Below are 18,571 nucleotides of genomic sequence, written 5' to 3'. Positions count from 1 at the left end.
GGCGCCGGTTGATCTTGCCTTTATCCACGTTCAGTGACATACTTGCATGCCCATGGAGACAACGTCGCGCCGAAGTTCAAGAACGCGCCACAGCCAAGACTGGCCGTAGCAATCTGAACGGTCGTTGTCCATACAGACAACAATCTAACGACCTAACTCGGTCCTGTCAAGGAGGCGCGGTGGCGCAGTCTGCCTTTGGAACTCTCTTACGTCGGCTCCGCGAGGAGCGACGTCTTACGCTTCGGGAACTTTCGCAACTGAGCGAAGTCGATCACGCATACATTTATCGCCTCGAGACTGGCGAAAAAGAATCACCGTCAGAAAATGTGGTAGAGCAGCTGATCAAAGTCCTAAAGCCGAGTGACAGCGTCGGCGGAATTCTTCATTTTTTGGCAAAAGCCCCCGAGACTGATCCGGCGCTAGTGGAAGACACTTGGGGCGATCCGGCAATCGATCCAGAGCTATTTCAATCAGCGGCTGGAATGCGCTTTCGCGGAAATGCCCGGCCGGACTGGAAGAGGGTGATCCGGAAAATTCGCAAGCTGCGGGAAGACATGGAAGGTGGATGAGTTCACGGCAATACTCAGGGCGCGCGAACTGGTCGGGCGCGTCAACCCGGCCAAGATTCCTGTCCCGCTCGAATCGTACCTTGCCGAGGTAGGTTGCGTTCTGCGAGTCGATTCTGATCTTTCGGCTGATGAGCCCGGTTTCTCGGTGACCATCGGCGGTAAGGAACATATCGTCGTAAACAGTAGGGACAGCGTCGAGCGGCAGCGCTTTACCATCTGTCACGAGCTCGGCCACGTCGTTCTGAAGCTGCCGTCGCAACATGGAGGGGTCCCTCTCTGGAGCTATTCGAAGCGGCCTCTGAATGAAATCTTTTGCGATGTTTTTGCGGCGGAGCTGCTGCTCCCTTATCGACTCTTCAAGCCCCTGGCAGACGATGCACTAATCGGGTTTGCAGCGCTGGACGATCTCGCGGAGAGTTTTTCGGCGTCAGTGATGGCGACGGGATCGCGTTTCGCCGCGGCTGTGGATGTGCCATGCGCGTTCGTCATCTCGCAAGAGCGGATTGTTCGATATGCCTCAAGGTCGAAAAGTCTTCGTGAGTCCGAAGCGTGGATCGCACCGGGTAGCGGTCTACCCCCTGGCTCGGTTTCCGCCAAAGCAAACAGCGCGGCAGGAATTGAGTCGGGTGAGATTCAAGCGGATCAGTGGTTCACGGATTGGCGCCGCGGGGGAATGTTGCTCGAAGAGGCGCGCTATCTGCCACGCTGGAAACAGACGCTGACCCTGTTGTGGTTCGATGACGATGAGGTTCCATTGCTGGACGGTGAACATCAAGATTCAGAGGAGGAGCAGGAGCTCAAGGAATTAGACGGGACGCTTCCTTGGCCGGGCAGGAAAAAACGACGTCCTTAGTCTGCGCGGGATCAGCGGTTATTTCTGGGTAAACCCGATTGGGCGGCGGTTGGGTGACGGGGCCATCATATTCTGCCAAAAATTCCTCTTTCAGCATCTCGCCGGGGAGTGAACCGCCGCGCGCGCGGCACGCGATCACCGTGGCCACGGTGTCCCCACGCATATGGTGGTGAACCGGTATCACGGCGCATTGGCCGCCGTTATCGACCATCTGCCAGCGTGCAAGGGGCGACTCGCTTCACTTACGCTTCTGCCGTCGATTGCTTTTCCTCGAAGGAAGCCCGGTACAACGCCTCTATTCGCTCGGCTTCCCGGTCCGTGAGGGCGGCAAATTCATTCTCCCGAGCGCGTTTGGATAGCCGCCCGTTCTCCTGGCGCAGGAATCGATGCAGGAGCTCAATCTTCTCGGCGGGCATGTCGGCGATTTCCTGGATGCCATGCGCGAATCGATCGTAGGCGTGCAAATAGGCAACCTCCTCCGGAAGGTCATGCTCAATCGTCTGCTCCACGCATCGATAGAGGAACTCGGCGTGTGCGGTAGCATCAAAATACCGGTAATAGTCGACAGTGTCGTTCAGAACCTCGATGTTCCCATTCGGCGCAGGCCGCCAGTCGATGCAATCCAACAGAGGCCGTGAGTACGACTCCAGAACGCTACGATAACTGTCGATGTTCCGCAGGATCGCCGCACTCACCGGAAAGACCACCCCTGGCGGATTATAACCCGCGGCTGCGAGCACCTGATGGATGAGCCATCGATGCAGTCTTCCGTTTCCGTCGCTGAACGGATGGACGTAAACAAATCCGAACGCCACAGCCGCCGCGACTACCACTGGATCGACCCGGCCAGCGACCCCACGCGCCGCATACGTAATCACTCCTTCAACGAGACTCGTGAGATCCTCGGGACGCGCGCTGATGTGGTCCGGAATCGGTTCGTTATTCGTGCGGTCGTGCGTCCCCACGAATCCACCTTCGGCACGCAGTCCAAGATGCACGAAGCGTGCGTCGCCAATCACGATCTGTTGCAATCTCTCCAACTCGGCGATGCTCAGCTTGCGCGAACCCGCCTCACCTATGATCTGACCCCAACGCACGGCACGCTTCGGAGATGGCCGTTCGCCCTCGATCGAAAATGACGACTTGCTGTCACTGAGGAGCAGGAAGGCAGCTGCGCGGGCCATTATATCGGCGTGAATGCGACCCACCACGTCGCGGGCAATTTTGTTGAGGCCTTTCGCCGCATACTCTTCGAGCGCTTTGGTGCGCCGCACCATTGGGCAGAACGCGCGCGTGCCTGGAAGGTTGTCGATTACTTTGTGCCGCGACGAGACCTTCCCGCCTGCGATGGCGAATTGTTTGGTCGGGTCGACGACTGCTACCGCTCGCACTTTTCCCGGATCCCTTATGTCGAGCTGCCGGCCGGTCAACCACTCATGCAAATACCAGAGGCGCCGGGCATAAGCGCCGGTGGGTTTGGAGCGAACGGCGCCGGCGATCTCCTCGTCCGGTACGACCTTGAACAGCGCGGCCAGAACACTGAGGTCCACGCCCTCCCATTTGAGGGCGAACTCGAGGTGCCCGCTCAGGGTGTTCTCTGGTGCATGTCGGGGAGTGAAGAGCTGCCAAGCTTCTGTTGACGCGGGGTGATGTCGGGATGCCGTCGCGGCGAGTCGAGAAGGCAATGGAATCTGCAGATTGTAGCGTTCGATCAAGGCCGCATAGCCCACGGGACGCGCTGGTTCGGGCAACGAGCGCCCGCGAAAATCTATCACTAGATGAGAATCCCCTTCACTCATCAGAAATTTCGTGATATTTCGTCACATACCTAGTCATGTTCGTTCTTGGCCTGAGTCGGTTCTGTGCGAAAAGTATTCACCCTTTGCGTCAAGTCTTCACTGATTTCCTTCATTGCGAATAGTAGTCACCGAGTTGCCATTTGTAAAGAGGGCCGGTGCGAACGGCGCCTGTCCATGCCGTCGGGGCCTTTCATCAGAAAATGACGCTTCCACCAAACGGTGAAACCAGTTGCGCAGACGATAGCCCGTGGCTATGCCCTTCAGATTTTGTATCCAGCCGGGGATCGCGAAATCCGGGCGAGCTTGTGATCCTCACAGAAGACCGGTCTGGGCGGTGTGATTGGCCTGTTGAGTAGCCGAGCCGCGACCAGCACGGACCGTTTGGCTTCAGTTCGGGGTGGGCGAGGAAATCACGTTACCGCTTGCGGGCATCCGTACCGTGGGCCGGGACGAGGCCGAACTGCCGTGGTTGTTGGCGGCGGCTCTGTCGCCAGCTTCGAGGCTTGCGCCCAGCGAGTGGGCGCCTTGAGTTGAAGAACCGGATTCAGCTCCGGCAGTTTTCTGACTTGTCAGAATTCGCCCCAAGCCATAGCCGGCCATCGCGGCTTCGAATGCGTGGCTTAAATTAAGCGAAACCGCACCTCCGACGATCGATGCGGCGGTGTTTGGAATGGTCCAAGCGAGAAGCGCGAATATCATCGCTCCGCCTGCGATCGTTAGGGGGAGGGATGGGTCGCCGGCTGTCCAACCGATCAGAGCGGTGTTCCAACCCGCCGTGATAGTCAGTCCAATCCCGACCATCAGATATAGGAAAAACAGTTTGATCCCCACTCCCACGATCCAGCCTAAGAAGCCTTCCGCAAACTTGATCGTCCAGCGTGACCCGCTAAATCCCAGAAGAAGCACACCACCTCCAGCGCCAACGTATGCCTCGCAAAGAGCCAGCAGCATTTGGGCGGCTATGAGGGCGAACGATAAGAACATGATCAACCCGGCGATCAATGCGATCAGAGCTGCCAGCGTTACGTGAAACCAACCGAGGCTCCCGAAGCCACGATAAATGATCTGAAAAAGTGCGAGCCCACTGTTGAAAGCGGAGCTGGGGCTGAGCCCAGGTATACCTGCGGCTTGTCCACCTATTTGCTGGAAGCCCTGGATAATAGCGCTGAACCATATTGGCGCGTTGACGATCATCGCGTACAGAAAGCCTAGAGCGAGTGACTTTTTAACTAACTCGGCGAGAAGGCGGGTGGGCTCATCTTGGTCGGCGAGGAAGTGCACGCACGTTATGATTATCTCGATGAGTACCAAACCCAGAAAAATCTTCTCCGCAAAGGGCTGCATGATCGCCATGTATCGCTGACCGGCCCATTGAAATGTCTGGCCTATATTGTCGAGGTTGTTCATATTCGCTGCCTCTAGTGGCTTGGGCTTCCAGTTGGTTGCGGCTGCAGTCCGAAGGGAACGTTGGTGCCTCCTCCCAACCAGTTTTTCGCGCTGGGATTCTCCGTTTGGCTGAGGACTGCTGCACAGTTCGCATAATCCTGATGCGCGGGCTGGCTGCAGAAATCGAAGGCGCGCTGCCATAGATCAGTCTTCCGCTGGAACTCGTCGCTCCAGAAGGCGGGACCATATTGCTGACTGGGACTGTTCGACTCTAGGGCCGCAAGCGCGTCATGCGTTTGGTCAGTATTGTTCTTGTGGCATGCGGTAACGATGAAGGCGGCGACCAACAAACAGAGTACTACACGTTTCATGGGGGGCCTCTCGGTTCTATTGGCCGCCGGTCGGCGCCACTGAAAATGGGATGGTCGGGCCGGCACCAAGCCACTGCTGGGTGCTGGCGTCTTCGGCGCCCTGCCGATTGACCGCATTCGCAGCAGCTACGTTCTGCGCGTTGATCATGGAGACTACCAACTGCCTCAGCATCTGAATCTGCTGCACCTGCTGCAAGGCGATTTCGTTGCCCACCTGGATTGCCTGCAAGTTTCCCGCAGCGGTCTTGTTCATACCTTCGAGCCCGGTGAGTTGCGCCTGCTCGTTGGCAAAATTCTGCGCCTGCAATTGAGCGGCTGCCAGAGTGCCGTTGAGGGTGTTCAAGGTGGTGGCGATGTTCTTTGCTTCCTGTTGGTCCGGATTGGATGGCACCGTGTAGCCGGGAAATTGTTGCTGGAATTGCGCTTGCAGATTACTGAGCGTGTAAGAAAGTCCGCCCTGCTGCTCAATGATCCCGCCCAGTTCGTCGAGCATGGACTGGCTTGATTGCCACACGCCTGCGTATCCGCCGGTGGTGTTCCTGATCATGTACTGGAGCTGCTGCGCTTCGGTAAGGACCGTTTGAGTCTCTTGCTGAAGCTGCTGAAGCTGGCTCGCATACATCGTCGGATCGAACACCACGTCGCCGGCTCCGAACAGAGCGTGCGCAGGAAGACACGTGAACGACAGCCAAGCGATGACGACCACGATTGTTGACAAGAATTCGAAGAATCTTTTCCTCTTCATTGATTTATCTCCGCTTGATTTGCCGTGCCGTTAGTATAGAGCGGGGGCACGCGGTTAGTGCTGAGCAAGGGCCTGCCGGGCGCTTCGACACGAGCACAGATTCTGCCGAGGTATTCCGCCCAGTCGCCGAATCCTCTGACGCGGAGCCATTCGCTCGCCCAGCAATCTCCGTGTTTTGCGATCAGCTGACGGGCCTGAAGGATGTCCGGCTTCGATCCAGATCCGATGAAAGCCAGCGTGGCCGGTCCCAGTCCGAGATCGAAAAGGCGTCGGCCGGCGGGCGAGAGGTAGTAGTACTGGCGCTTCGGTATCGCGAGCGACAGCATGTCGATCTGTCGGCTGGTCAGGCCGAACTTGCGATAGAGGTCGGCAGTAACGGGATTCTGCGCCTCGGGATTGGGTAGCAGAATCTTGGTTGGACACGACTCGAGAATCACATCGCGTTGCGGCGAGTTGGCGACTTCAACCAGACTTTGGGTGGAAAGCACGACGGCGGCGTTCTTCTTGCGCAGCGTTCGCAACCAGTCTTCGATCTTCGCACCAAACGCACCGTTGGCGAGCATCACCCATGCTTCATCGAGCACTATGAGGGTCGGTCTCCCGTCCAGGCGTTGATCGATCCGGTGAAAGAGATACGTGAGGACCGGCAACAAAACCTTTTCGCCCATCGCCATCAGCGCCTCGATCTCGAAAGTCTGAAAGCGGCTGCTGCCAAGTACGTCATTATCGGCATCGAGAAAACGGCCCATCGGGCCGTGGAGGGAATAGAAGTCGAGTCCGTCGCGTAGCGTCTGATCCTGAAGCAGTCGAACCAGATCGGTAATGGTTCGGGCGTCAGATCCGCTGTCGCCCAATAGCTTGAGGGCACGCCAGATGGCTTTCCGATGCTGTGGAAGGAGTGTCACGCCTTGCAGATTGAGGAGAGTTTCGAGCCAGTCCTGCGCCCACATCCGCTCGTTGTCGTCGTTTACATTCGCGAGCGGGCAGAAGGAGATTTCGCTCTCTCCGAGATCGTAATGGTCGCCGCCCGCGGCCTTGGTCAGCACGAATGCCGACAGGCCTTTGTCGAAGCAGAAAACCTGCGCGTCCGGATAGCGGAAGAACTGCGCGATTAGCAGGCCGAGCAGCGTCGATTTGCCGGCGCCAGTCGGACCAAAGATCAGGGTGTGGCCGACGTCGCCAACGTGCAGGTTGAGGCGAAACGGCGTTCCGCCAGTCGTCGCGGCGTAACAGAGCGGGGAACTGTTTTCCGGATAGAAAGGGCACGGGTTGATTTCCTCTCCTGGCCATACGTTGGTGGTCGGCATGAGGTCGGCGAGGTTCCGCGTGTGGATGAGCGGTCGTCGGACGTTCCGATAGCCGTGGCCGGGAAGGGAGCCAAGATACGCCTCGTTCGCGTTGACGTGCTCGATGACAGCGGGAAAGCCATGATGTTGCAGTTGCTTCGCGATCTCTCGCGCGTTGGAGTCGGCGGCCAAACGATTCTCGTCCATCAGGATGATGGTGCTCGTATAGTAACCAAAGCGGACCCGGTTCGAGCTCGCCTCGGCAAGTGCGTCGTCCGCGTCCTCAGCCATCGCCAGCGCATCTTTGTTCTCGAAGCTCTGAGACGCGCCGTTGCTGAACACCTGTTTGATCATACCGGACAGTCCATGGCGCTTCTGGAACCAGTTGCGCCGCTGGATGCGAAGAGCCCGTTCGGCTTCGGCGGCATCGAGGAAGATGAAGCGTGTCGACCAGCGGTACGGAATTGCAAGTTCATCCAGGAATGCGGTGACTTCGGGCCACGAGTGGAGCGGAAGGCCGGTCAGGCCGATCAGGCGAATTTGAATGTCATCCAGCATGGGCTGGAAGCCCGCATGGAATTCATGATTGCCGAGCAGAACGTCGAGAAAGTTCCCCTCGGCAGGCGGCCTGACGGGATCGGGGCGCGCGGTGATGCAGGAGTTGAGGTGCGACAGGAGCGCAACGTCGTCCATGCGCTGCATCAGGAGTCTGGCGCTCAGAGCATCTTCATTTTCCGCGAGACTGCGCCTGAAGAGGTCGAGCGTCTCCTCCCAATCGGTTGCTCTGCGGCCTTGGAAGAGCAGGCCCGCGGCTCGCGACTGCATCTCGGTGGGTGGCGTCCACGTGAGAGTCAACGCGAAGCGACTCTCGAAGTGCTGGCCTTCCTCCGTGTAGTGAAGTCGGCGCTCGTGATCTATCAGCGCGGTGACGGGGTCAGGAAAAGCTCCGGCCTCCGGATAGCCGACGCTCGGCTTGCGGATGAGATCGACGTTCATCATCCAGCCGTCGCCCAACCGCGCGAGACCGGCATTTACTTGATGAACGAGAGCCGTCATTTCCTCGGGACTTGCCGAGTTCAGGTCAGGGCCGCTGTAGCGCCAGCCGGCCAAGAGCGAGCCATCCTTCAGCAGAACGATGCCGGGGTCTATCAGCGCCGCGTAGTTGAGGAGGTCCGGAAAACCTCCAAGTCGATCTGACTGGCGCCGAAGGTTTCTGAATTCTTTGAACATTACTGCTGTCCCCTAGTACTTCCTAAGCCTCGGCACTGCCGGATGAACGGGTGCTGGTGGAGCGGTGATCGCGGCGCGCGGCGGATAGTACCGCTGGTAATGCAAGTGCCGGATGTAAACCTCGCTCAGTTGCGAATCGAACTTGGCTGCCTGTCGAAGCGCCCAGTGACCCGCGGTGCCCAGGATCGTCGCGATCGCAACCGTGTATAGATGCAGGCCGACCCCGAAAATCAGCGCTGCGACTATCAGCCAGTTCAGAATCGCAAGCCGCCGTTCCGCGCCTCCAAGCAAGACTGGCCGCGTGAGCGCCTGATGGATCAGCGTTCGTTGAACCTCAGTGTCCATCGCCCGATCTGGACCGCCTAACTAGAAGAGCGCGGGCGCGAATGGAAACAGCGCCGTCATCAACTGCGTTGCTCCGAGCGCCGCCGCTCCTCCAAGGGCAACGGCGGACATTTTCCGCGCGCCAGTGCCGTGCTCGCTAAAGGTCCAGGTGAGCCCGCAGCCGATGACGGCAATTGTTGTCGCGGCGTGGGCGACGGTGCCCTGCAGGTCTCCCTGAATCGTCGCGAGCGGTGCATCCCACGGCAGAGTACCGACTCCCGTGGTTGCGAGCGCTCGTGCGGGCCACAGAATCGTTACCACGGCGATCGCGTAGCTCAGTTTGCTGAGCCACTGGTCGGTACGGGAATGAATCCTATCGATGATCAACTTCATGAGGGCCTCCTATCGAACTGATTTTGAAACCAAAGGCGGGATCGTAGCCTTCAACGCGAACCATCTCTGTCACGCGCCGCCCCTTGGGCGTTCGCATGACAAAGGCCAAAACATTGACGGTCTGTGAGATTAGATCCGGCTGGGGCGGTACTCCCGCCTCTTGAACGAGACTGCCCAGTCGCGTGAGCGCGGCAGTGGCGCTATTGGCGTGCACTGTAGTCACGCCGCCGGGATGGCCGGTATTCCAGGCCTTGAGCAGCGCCAGCGCTTCTCCGCCGCGAACTTCACCGATGATTATGCGGTCGGGACGCGCTCGCATTGTGGTGCGTGTAAGGAAGGTGAGGTCCGCGGCGACGGTCGTATGAAGCAGCATCACGTTCGGCGCGTCGCAATGTAGTTCGAGAGTGTCCTCGATGATGATGAAGCGCTCGTTTGGATTTCCGAGCCGGACCATCTCGTGAAGCAGGGCGTTCGCCAGCGTCGTCTTGCCTGAGCCGGTTCCGCCGGCGAGCACGATGTTCTCGCGTCTGGCGACGGCGCCTCGAAACTCTTCGGCCTGGTTGGCGTCGATGATGCCGTGGGCGAGATAGTCGTCGAGCGTATAGATGAGTCGAGCGTGTTTTCGGATGACGAACGACGGGGAGCTGACGACGGGTGGCAACCAGCCGGTGAAGCGGCTTCCGTCCAATGGCAGTTCACATTCGATGACCGGACGTTGATCGTTCGCGACGGTGTTGAGGGCGAACGCCACGGTTCCGATCAGGCGTTCCGCCTGTACGGCATGCATTTTTGTTCCTGCGGGCCGCATTCCTCCGCCGTGAGATTCAAGCCAGAGCGTCCCGTCCGGATTGAGGATGATCTCGATCACGTCCGGGTCGTCGAGAGCCGCCAGCACGGCGGGGCCAAGCTCGCGCCTGAGCCGCTCATCCAGCCGCGTGGATTGAATCGCTGCCAATCCCATCGCCATTCTCCTGTTGGTCGTTTCGCCGGTCGGCGGGCTCCTCGGTCTGTTGTACAGTCGGAGAATCGGTCTCGGTCAGTTCCATCACCGCGTGACGCCAGTTGTTGTAGAGGCGGGTTCCGGCCGTCAGCGCGCTTTCGCGCAGTTCGGCAGGAATCTCGGGCAGGTGTACCAACGAAACAAACGCGAGCCGGTCAAACATCGCGAATAAGACATGCAACTCGTGGTAAATCGAATTGAGCCGCTTACCCTGCACTTCGATGCTGCGCCCGAGTCGCTGCTCCATCTCGACTAGCGCGAAGCCGTTTGGTTCTCGGTTGCCGTTGGTGCTGAGACGCTCGTAGTCGAGCAGGCACTGCCGGAGGTAACGAGACAGCGAGATTTTGTTTGCAGAAGCCGCCTCTCTGAAATGAGCGGCTTCCTCGATACTCAAATAGCAGGAGACTTCTCGCGCATTGTTTCTCACTTGAATAGCCACTCCTTGCTTGAGTCCCTCAGAGCCTGCTCGCGCTCCGGCTCCGCGGTTGAATGTCGGTCGTTCGCTTCTTCGGTGCATCGATTCTCATGATTGGCGCCCGAGGCCGGCGTCTCTGGCCACTCGCGAACGGCTCCGACGCGATCCGAGTGTCGGGGCGGAGCGAGCTTGGCGCGCGCCGAAAATTCCTGGTCGAGGTAGTAGCGAATCTTGGTTCCGTAGATCGGGGGACTTCCGGGAGCGAAGATCAGCGCCGCATCTTCGGGCAATCGCATCGTCTCGTCTGGCGTGATCAATGGGCGCTGCATCGAGGGTTCTGACACCGTGGTCCGGCTGTCCGAGTAGGTGCGGTGCTCGTGGCGCACCGTTGCCGCGCCTGCCATCTCGGATATCAGCCGCGCGGTTTCAATCTTGTTAGGCGCATATGCGACCCGAACCGCACAGTTCGAGACGATCGATTCGTCGTGGCCGTAAGCGGCGTAAAGCTGGCTCAGGTCCTGGGCGATCAAGTACGCCTTGATTCCGTAGCCTGCCGCGTAAGAGAGCGAGCTCTGGAAGAAGTCGAGGCGTCCGAGCGCGGGAAATTCGTCCAACATCAGCAATAGGCGACACATCGGCACCGCGTGTTCATTTGAAGGGGAAGTCTCGGTGAGCCGAGCAGCGATCTGCGCCAGTAGAAGGCGCATCAGTGGGCGTGTCCGCGTCAGGTCCGACGGCGGCACGGTGAGATAGAGACTCACCGGCCGATCGTGGTGGGTCAGATCGGCGATGGAAAAGTCCGACGCGTCCGTATTCGCGGCAACGATCGGATCTCGATACAGAGTGAGGCAGCGAGTCGCTGTGCTGAGAACAGAAGTTCGCTCATTGGGGCTTTTGCTGAGCACCGCTTGCGCCGCTCCGGCAACCACGGCGTGCGTGATCTCTTGGGCGTGCGAGGCGTCGATCATTGCCTGGACCGCCTTCTCCTGATCGCGATCCGGCGGGTTCAGGAATTTCAGACATCCAGCGAGTGTCTTGTCGGCCTCGGCATGGATCACGTGAAGGATCACGCCGGTGAGGAGATCATGCGCGGTCAGGTCCCAATGATCGCGGGGGGCGTTGCCGACCGGATCGATCAGCATGTCCGCGATGTTCTGCGCGTCCTTGACCTCCTCGTGACCAATGCGGATTTCAGCGAGCGGGTTGTACCGTGCCGCTGTGCTGTCAGTGCATGTCGGATCGAATCGCAGGCAGAGGTTGCCAAGGCCTTTCTGTCGCCAGCCTGCGGTGAGCTTCCAGTTTTCGCCCTTGATGTCGTGGACCACGACACTGTGGGGCCAACTGAGCAGGGTTGGGATTACCAGTCCCACGCCTTTGCCCGTGCGGGTCGGAGCGAAGGCGAGCACGTGCGATGGCCCCGAGTCGCGCAGATAGTAAGTCTTCCTTCCATTTCGCCATGCCCCGACATAGACGCCGCTGTCTGCGTCGAGCAGCCCGGTGGCGCTGATCTCCTTCCTGCCGGCCCAGTGAGCTGAACCGTGTAAATCGTCTGCTCTGGCTCCGACTCGCCGGGTAAAATGAACGGCGATCATCGCCACGACTGTGACGATCAAGGTTGGGTATTCGAATATGCGCATTCCTGCGCTTAGCATCGGCTTTGCGGCGGCCACGTGTTGCCACTCCCATGCCCAAATCAGAATGCTCCACGGCCGGTAAAAAGGTCCGACAAAGGGCAGAGTCGCCAGAGGTGCGCCCAACACTGCGGAATGTCTGAACAGCGCGGCGATGTGCTGGGTTGCAATCGCGAGCGAGAACGCTGCGGTGAAAGCGACTGCCGCTGTCGCGGCGAGGCGTACGTCCCGCTCTGCTACGGTGCGGAAAACCGGAGTCCTGTATGGTAGCGACTGATTAGCCATCATCGTGTTCGTCCCTTCTCTCGCTCGGCAACCTGAACATAGATGACCTTGCGCCCGTTCTTCTCGAACTCCGCGCCGCTGAGAGTCACGACCGCGCCCACTTTAAGCCGCTGCTCGCCGCGCGCCTTTTCGATTGCCGGGGTTTGGCGGATGTAATGGAGTTTGCCGTCATTGCCTTCGATGAGGAGATAACGCCGGTCGGTCGTCTCGTTCTCGAGGCCGGTGCCGATCACCCGGCCGGTCACCCGTTCGCCCGGTTTGAGTTCCGTGACGCGAAGCGGCGCGCGCCTGTCATGAATCTGATCGAGGTGCTGCGCCCTGGTCTTGATGATGTCGATCGAGAGCTGGTGCTGACGGAGCGTCTGTTCGAGGTCGGGCGATATCTGCCAGGAAAGTTGATCCACGCGCCGCGCAAGTCCCACGCTTTCAAGGAAGCCTAGCCTCGCGACGTTTTGCGCCTGACGTTCGCGAGCGGCTTCGTTCCGGTGCTGCACGCCATTGAACGTGACGATGTTCCGCGCGTCCGCCCGTCCGAGCAGCGCACGATCTATTTCCGTGAATTGGTCGCGCGTGACAGCCTGGCCTCTCGATTCCAGAATGTCGCGCTCCACCCTTAGGCCAAGCTTCCGGCTCGCGATCTCCTGGCTCCGATCCCGAATCCCCGACTTGATGTATCCACGGTCAATTGAAAGCGCCTTGCCCGATTCGGTGACACCACGAATCAGAATGTGGACGTGCGGGTTGTCGGTGTTGTGATGATCGATCGCCGCCCACTCAAGGCGCGTTCCTAGATCGCGTTCCATCTGGGCGACTAGCTCGCGCGCATGATCTTTGAGATCCATCTCGGCGCCGTTCTCAGGCGAAACGATGATCCGAAACAGCCGAGGGTCGCCCGACTTCTGCCAGCCGGCCAGGAGCTGCGAGAGGCTAATGTCGTCGCGGGCCGCGTCGAAGCCCAATCCCTTTGCGTCGTCACGCTGCGCGCCTTCCCGCGCGAGATATCGTCCGTGCGCGGCCCACGATGCCGACCTCGTGTTGCGCGAATAGGAAACCTTGACGACGCTCCGTTGCATGAAGGCGCGAGGCTCTCGCGATATGCCGGCGCCTTGCCGTCCGAGCCGCGTGTTCATACGGCTGGGCTGCCCTGCCCGTCCATGCCGCTTCGCCGCCGCGAGCCACCATCGCCTCGCGCGATGCTGTTCTCCGCGCCAGCGCGGAGGGCGCGGCTGCATCTCAAGGTCGCGGCGCAGCAGGTCACTCATCTGATGTTTCCCCGCCCAAAAGCCGCAGCATCATTCGCGGAAGTTCAGCGGAATTGCATGGCTCGTCGCCGTTCAGCGCGCCGATGATGCGCCGGATGTGTTCGCTCGAAAGCGTTAAACTGTGCAGCTCCTTGGATCGACTCCACGACTTCCAGGCACGCTTCGAAGTCGCACGGGCGTCGAGCTTCGCTCGTCCTGCCAAGGCGATCGCCGTGCGGCGTGTGGCGGGAAGGTCCGGCAGACGCGCGGCAAGTTCAAGCAAACCACCGAGGAGCAGGTCGGGCGGCTCGCGGTCCAGCCCCGCAATCGCAACCAGCCCGCCGAGATTCGCGAGATGATGGACTCTAAGTCCCTGCTCTCTGGTGTGCAGTTCGTCCGCCATAACTCACCAAGTGAGAACCGGCTCCAGCGCCGCTCGAACTGAGCTCGCTGGCACCGGCCCGAAGTAACGAGAGTCCCAACTTCGCGCGTCTTTGGTTCCGAACAGCCACACCTCTCCCGGCTGCACCGTGTAGCGGCCCCACGCGACGTGGCGTACCGAGCCGCCGCGGCTGTCGCGCGAAAGCGTGGCCGAATGCTGCAAACGTTGGCCGTTGACTGCGATGTAATCGCGCATGACTTCAACCGAGTCTCCGGGCAGCGCACTGAGTCGTTTGCCGACCGGCTCGATGCCGTCGCCGCAACCGCGTCCGCGCAAGAGATAGCCGCGCGCGCGCCCGAACCGTGCGATCGCATCTGGCAGACATGCCAGCACCAAGTCGCCGCGCGATGGTGCGCGGTTAACCATCCGGTAGATTCCTGGCGGGCACGCGCTGTCCGTGAGTCCGATCCTCAAACCCAGAATCTGGAAGCCCAAGACTGGTATTGCGATTCCTGCGCAGAGGACGACCGGAAACAGTGCTCGTCTTGCAATTGTTCGGGTACGGGGCAAGGCGATGCGGTACGGGGAAGAAAATCCGCGCCGGATCTGGGGAATATGCTCAAAAGCGCGCACGGTACGGTAAAACCTTTATCTTGCTCTACGAACGCATCGCCCCTGCTGCCCCGTTCCTCTCCTCTCTCTGCACCACCCGCTCCGCGCCTCCTTCCCGCTTGCTCCGCCACCCTCTGAAATCACGGTCGCTCTCAACGAAATGCTTCAGCATCTCGATCGCGACTTCCTTGGCGTCCGTCTCCCGATGCAAGCTGTCGTGCAAATACCCGACGTATTCGTCCAGCGACGCCTTGAGGCTGCCCGGCAATGTGAGCCGCAACTGTACGGGAGGTAAGTCTTTGTCTTTGAGTCTGAGTTTCATCTCTCCAGCTCCTTTCAATCTGTTTCTTCAGTTCCTGTACGGCCCCGGCAGTACGAGGTCGTTCGTCACCATCACGTTGAACTGGTAACCCGGCCGTATCTCCAAGGTGGGTGGGATGTTCATTCCGCGCTGAAGACTGTTCTGCGCGACTTGTCCGAGTTGCTGGCTCGCCGCCGCACCGCCCATCTCACTGAGTAATGACATTTGGTTTGGCGTCGAGTAGCCGTACCCGTAAGGCCCGGAGAATCCGGTGCCTCCGCCGAATGCTCCCATCTGTCCAACCATCTGGCCGGCGCTGATCACGGAAAGGAGCGCCGCGGTGCCGAACGTCTTCAGGTAGTGGTTATTTACCTCATCGCTGAATCCGGCGTAGCCCGCCTGGTCGGCCCCCGGCATCTCCGGGATGTCCATGCTTGACGCGTTCGGGAAGACCAGCCGCTTCCATTCGATCTGGGCGCGCTGCTGTCCATACGCTGCGTTCGTCTGGTACGAGCCGATGAGTTTCGAGCCTTGCGGGATCAGAACCCATCGTCCGGTTGCGGTATCGAAGACGTTCTCGCGGACCTGCGCGAGAATTGGTCCCGGCAGTTCCGAGTTGACGCCGCTGATCAGGACCGCCGGAATCACGCTGCCTGCCGTGATCAGAAAAGGAGACGCTGGCGGCTTGAGGTTCGCGATCGCGCTGGTGCCGTTGCTCTGGCCAGATGGCGTGATCGTAAGCTCGTAGGGCTTGGCTGCTCCCGCCTGACTCGCGATGCTTGGAACTTCCAGCGTCTCGCCGTGGTGAAACGCTTGGACCATCGGGGGCGCGGAGAGCGCCTTCACGTATTCCTCCTCCTGCAACGCGGCCAGCCTGCTCGGTGGACGCGCTGGTAGGGGAGCAGCAGGAACCTGCGTCGCGATAGCGGGCAACGCGGGCGGAACTGGAACAGAATTGATCTCAGCAGGCTTCGGCCTCCTCGCCTTCGCCTCCAGTTCCGCGACGGCTGCACGTTCCTCGTTGGATGTGACGGCGGCTGCATCGTCGCTGCGGGCTGTCGGGCTCGAATCCGGCGAGTCCGAATGCAGCGCGATGATCATCACAAGCAGTGCTGCCGCGATTGCGACGCCGGCGACAATAACCAGAGTGCGTGTCAGCCGTGCGCCGCCCCCGCGCGGCTGGTGAACGCGCGGGCCGGTCGGTCCAATTGCCGCTGCCGTGACCATGATTCACCTCGCCGTGCCGGTGTACCGGATGTTCACGCGGTCTTGCTCGCGGCCGACGCCCGAAACCAGCACCGCCTGGTCGAAGAGTTTGTCGACCACGTAGTAGTCGCCCCTGACGCGATAGTTCACCATCTCGCTGCCGTTGCCCGCGGCGACCAACAGCGCGGGAGCTTCGCTCGACTTTGTAGTCGCGGGCATCTGGATGTAGATGTGCGTGCCGTCATCGAATGCTCGGACCGGCTTCCACGGCACCTTTGCTCCAGACACCGCGTAAGAAAAATTGAGAGCGCCCGGATCGAGCGAAGCCAGAGAAGCGACCACTCCGTCCGGCTGCGATTGCGAATCGCGCGCCTTCGCGGCTGTGTGGTCGGCGTCCTGCATCGCCTGCTTGAGTTCCTCAGGATAATAGAAGGCGACTTCCTGCATTTCGCGTCCGGCGCGCGAGCGTAGCATCAGGTGATAAATGTGCTTCGTCGTGTAGATCGTCAGATTGGTGCTGATACCGCCCGCGGTGGGTTTGATCGCAAGGTGCGGAGTCGGATTGCGCGGATCGCCTGATGACGCCGGCGTCACGAGCCAGCGTTCGCTGTCGCCGCTGGCCACGTCCGTGATCGTCTCGCCCGGCTCAAGCTGGATGTCGGTGGTTCGCAATGGAGCACAGTCAACTGCAGGCTCTTGTCCTTCCTCATACGGGTAAAGCTCGCGGTGCGGCATCTTATAAACCTGCCAAGCGCCGTCTTGCTGATGTTGTTTAACGGCCTCCCGAACCTCTTGGGGCTGCTGCGCGAGTATCTGAGCGCCGGTTAGTGGTGCGGGCTCCGGCTCGGGAGATGGTGCCGCTTTCGTGACAAGCGTCAGCGGCGGCGGTGGCGTTTGCTTTGCCGAGCAAGCGTTAAGCGTCAGCGAGAGAGCGACGAAACCAAATGTGCCGATGCACTTCATCGTGATCCCCTCCTAACTTCGTTGCTCGGTCCAATTGAGCTGCGTAACGTAAAAGCCGAGCGGGTTCTCCAGGATCGAGGCGTCAGAGGTCGCCGAAATGATCGTGGTGTCGAGCGCCGCTTCCCAATGCGTCGTAGCGACCGGAGAACCGTCGAGGCCTGATTCTTCCTCGGTCCATCTCACCTGCCACGTCGCTTTCGACAGCGGCAGGATCGAATCGATCTGGACGCTCACAGATTGGTGCTGAGCAACCTTGAACGGATCATGCTCAAGTTCGTTCTCGTGGTAGTAGTTCTCCAGAAACTTGTAAGCCGGTCCGCGGGCGCGGCTGTACACCTGCCCGATCAGCTGGTGCTCGGCTGCCGGATCGGTGATCACCTCGCGAGCGTTGCGGATGAAAGCCGCCAACTCGTACCGCACCATCCGGTCTGTGCTGATCCGAGTCGTGTTTTCAGTGAGCGCGCTGGGTGCGGCCAGCGCGTAGCCGAGCTTGTCAACTTCGACGACGTAAGGAATGAACTTGCTGCGCGTGCTGAGCCAAACCATTCCGAAAGCCAGCACCAGGGTGATCACCATCATGCCGGCGGCCGTGATCTGCCAGTTGCGTTTGCCGAGAACGAGATCAGCGTAACGCTCGTCCCATTCCTGCCGCGCTTTGAGATAGACGCTGCCTTCCATGCTGACGCCCCGCTCCTAAACGATCGAGCACACGTTGTGAAATTCGTGCTCGGTCGATTTTGGGATGAGCAAGTTCCTTGCCAGCGTCGGGAATGGCCCGTCGCGGAGAAGCGGATGCACGAAAATTAGTGCCGTGTGGGAAAGTTCAGCAGATGGTCTGGTCAGGCGCAGTTCGATGGTAACTGCGTGCGACGCGTGGTCCGACTGGCCGGTCCGGCTCGTTTACGGGGTGCGCTGTTCGCTTCCGTCCGCAACGAACTGTCGGGCGACACACGGAGCGTTCGCGAAGAGCACCATCTCCGCGGCGAGAATGGAGTTCGACAATTTACATGCGACGGCAGTGTTCAGAAGCTCTATATAATCCTTGTACCCAACGGGTCGCCTCGGCTCAGGAACATCGTTCAATACGCGCCGCCGCGCATCGTTGATAGTCTCATTTTGTCCAAGCGGCATGTAGAACTGGCGGCTGTCTCCCAAGTTGCGGAGTGCGCAATTAAGTGCGACCGATGTCCGAGCATCGTAAATGGCGTGGTTCTCGTGATTGGCAAAGGCGAGCAGCTTACTCCAGGACGATATCCGCGTAGTACCACTATTGGCGATGAACGCCGTGATGATCATCTCGTTAAAGTCGCCGAATGTCTCCATCCATTCCGGTATCGCTTGAACTCCTCTCTTGATGCCGCCCCAGTCTCTGATGATCCAACGAGCTAGTGACACAGAACGTTGATCACCCGCCTTAAGGTGTGGTGCCAACTCTTCGCGCAAGGGTCTGTTCAGTTGTTCTGGATATCGCTGGAAGAAATCGACAGGAAGCGCCGGCAAGATATCGCGCAATCGTTCTTGGGCCATCGGGCCAGTGGGAAAGTCGTATCGTTCTCCTCGATCAACCCGCTCCCACAAT

The 18,571-nt window shown here is 59.8% G+C and carries 20 protein-coding genes; 2 read left to right on the top strand and 18 right to left on the bottom strand.

Annotated elements, in window-relative coordinates:
- Positions 1 to 179 precede the first annotated feature (179 nt).
- Both VIO10_RS02580 and VIO10_RS02575 read left to right on the top strand, forming a co-directional pair.
- Positions 180 to 569, top strand: coding sequence for a helix-turn-helix domain-containing protein (locus VIO10_RS02580; protein WP_331958886.1), 390 nt, complete (start codon positions 180 to 182; stop codon positions 567 to 569).
- Complete coding sequence (locus VIO10_RS02575; protein WP_331958883.1) at positions 562 to 1,422, top strand: ImmA/IrrE family metallo-endopeptidase; 861 nt, start codon at positions 562 to 564, stop codon at positions 1,420 to 1,422. The genes VIO10_RS02580 and VIO10_RS02575 overlap by 8 nt, the downstream gene beginning before the upstream one ends.
- A 242-nt stretch (positions 1,423 to 1,664) precedes the next feature.
- Here the strand turns inward: VIO10_RS02575 and VIO10_RS02570 are convergent, their stop codons facing one another.
- The 18 genes from VIO10_RS02570 to VIO10_RS02485 form a co-directional block, all read right to left on the bottom strand.
- Entirely contained in the window at positions 1,665 to 3,221 is a 1,557-nt protein-coding gene (locus VIO10_RS02570; protein ID WP_349259216.1) for a Fic family protein, read from the bottom strand.
- Between the two features lie 387 nt (positions 3,222 to 3,608).
- A complete protein-coding gene (gene trbL, locus VIO10_RS02565) occupies positions 3,609 to 4,628 on the bottom strand; it encodes a P-type conjugative transfer protein TrbL (RefSeq protein WP_331958877.1) in 1,020 nt (339 codons plus the stop codon).
- An 11-nt stretch (positions 4,629 to 4,639) separates the two neighbouring features.
- On the bottom strand, positions 4,640 to 4,978 hold the full coding sequence (locus tag VIO10_RS02560; protein WP_331958874.1) for a hypothetical protein: 339 nt from the start codon (positions 4,976 to 4,978) through the stop codon (positions 4,640 to 4,642).
- A gap of 16 nt (positions 4,979 to 4,994) precedes the next feature.
- On the bottom strand, positions 4,995 to 5,723 hold the full coding sequence (gene trbJ, locus VIO10_RS02555) for a P-type conjugative transfer protein TrbJ (RefSeq protein WP_331958871.1): 729 nt from the start codon (positions 5,721 to 5,723) through the stop codon (positions 4,995 to 4,997).
- Entirely contained in the window at positions 5,720 to 8,239 is a 2,520-nt protein-coding gene (locus tag VIO10_RS02550; RefSeq protein WP_331958868.1) for a conjugal transfer protein TrbE, read from the bottom strand. The genes trbJ and VIO10_RS02550 overlap by 4 nt, the downstream gene beginning before the upstream one ends.
- 12 nt (positions 8,240 to 8,251) lie before the next feature.
- Positions 8,252 to 8,584: a conjugal transfer protein TrbD gene (trbD, locus tag VIO10_RS02545; protein ID WP_331958865.1), complete on the bottom strand. Its 333-nt coding sequence runs from the start codon at positions 8,582 to 8,584 to the stop codon at positions 8,252 to 8,254.
- Between the two features lie 21 nt (positions 8,585 to 8,605).
- Positions 8,606 to 8,956, bottom strand: a complete 351-nt coding sequence (locus tag VIO10_RS02540) for a TrbC/VirB2 family protein (protein ID WP_331958862.1) — start codon at positions 8,954 to 8,956, stop codon at positions 8,606 to 8,608.
- Complete coding sequence (trbB, locus tag VIO10_RS02535; protein ID WP_331958859.1) at positions 8,937 to 9,917, bottom strand: P-type conjugative transfer ATPase TrbB; 981 nt, start codon at positions 9,915 to 9,917, stop codon at positions 8,937 to 8,939. The genes VIO10_RS02540 and trbB overlap by 20 nt, the downstream gene beginning before the upstream one ends.
- A complete protein-coding gene (locus VIO10_RS02530) occupies positions 9,880 to 10,383 on the bottom strand; it encodes a hypothetical protein (RefSeq protein ID WP_331958856.1) in 504 nt (167 codons plus the stop codon). Before VIO10_RS02530 ends, trbB begins: the two co-directional genes overlap by 38 nt.
- Positions 10,380 to 12,008 carry a type IV secretory system conjugative DNA transfer family protein gene (locus VIO10_RS02525; protein ID WP_331958853.1) on the bottom strand — a complete coding sequence of 543 codons (1,629 nt, stop codon included), beginning with the start codon at positions 12,006 to 12,008 and terminating at the stop codon, positions 10,380 to 10,382. Before VIO10_RS02525 ends, VIO10_RS02530 begins: the two co-directional genes overlap by 4 nt.
- A 278-nt stretch (positions 12,009 to 12,286) precedes the next feature.
- Positions 12,287 to 13,549, bottom strand: coding sequence for a DUF3363 domain-containing protein (locus VIO10_RS02520; RefSeq protein WP_331958850.1), 1,263 nt, complete (start codon positions 13,547 to 13,549; stop codon positions 12,287 to 12,289).
- Complete coding sequence (gene traD / locus VIO10_RS02515) at positions 13,542 to 13,931, bottom strand: conjugal transfer protein TraD (RefSeq protein ID WP_331958847.1); 390 nt, start codon at positions 13,929 to 13,931, stop codon at positions 13,542 to 13,544. Before traD ends, VIO10_RS02520 begins: the two co-directional genes overlap by 8 nt.
- Before the next feature lie 3 nt (positions 13,932 to 13,934).
- The gene (locus tag VIO10_RS02510) at positions 13,935 to 14,543 is read right to left on the bottom strand and encodes a S26 family signal peptidase (protein WP_331958844.1); all 609 of its coding nucleotides are present in this window, start codon (positions 14,541 to 14,543) and stop codon (positions 13,935 to 13,937) included.
- A 25-nt stretch (positions 14,544 to 14,568) separates the two neighbouring features.
- Complete coding sequence (locus tag VIO10_RS02505) at positions 14,569 to 14,844, bottom strand: DUF2274 domain-containing protein (protein ID WP_331958841.1); 276 nt, start codon at positions 14,842 to 14,844, stop codon at positions 14,569 to 14,571.
- A gap of 27 nt (positions 14,845 to 14,871) precedes the next feature.
- Positions 14,872 to 16,050 (bottom strand): TrbI/VirB10 family protein, encoded by a 1,179-nt coding sequence (locus tag VIO10_RS02500; protein ID WP_331958838.1) that lies wholly within the window; start codon positions 16,048 to 16,050, stop codon positions 14,872 to 14,874.
- A gap of 3 nt (positions 16,051 to 16,053) precedes the next feature.
- Positions 16,054 to 16,764, bottom strand: a complete 711-nt coding sequence (trbG, locus tag VIO10_RS02495; RefSeq protein WP_331958835.1) for a P-type conjugative transfer protein TrbG — start codon at positions 16,762 to 16,764, stop codon at positions 16,054 to 16,056.
- A gap of 240 nt (positions 16,765 to 17,004) precedes the next feature.
- Positions 17,005 to 17,670, bottom strand: a complete 666-nt coding sequence (locus VIO10_RS02490) for a VirB8/TrbF family protein (RefSeq protein ID WP_331958831.1) — start codon at positions 17,668 to 17,670, stop codon at positions 17,005 to 17,007.
- Positions 17,671 to 17,892: 222 nt separating this feature from the next.
- Complete coding sequence (locus VIO10_RS02485; protein WP_331958828.1) at positions 17,893 to 18,519, bottom strand: hypothetical protein; 627 nt, start codon at positions 18,517 to 18,519, stop codon at positions 17,893 to 17,895.
- Positions 18,520 to 18,571: the final 52 nt, after the last annotated feature.

The sequence above is a fragment of the Candidatus Binatus sp. genome (assembly GCF_036567905.1).
GTDB lineage: Bacteria > Desulfobacterota > Binatia > Binatales > Binataceae > Binatus.
Note: the sequence above shows the minus strand (reverse complement) of the source record. Positions and strands in the feature narration are given on the sequence as shown.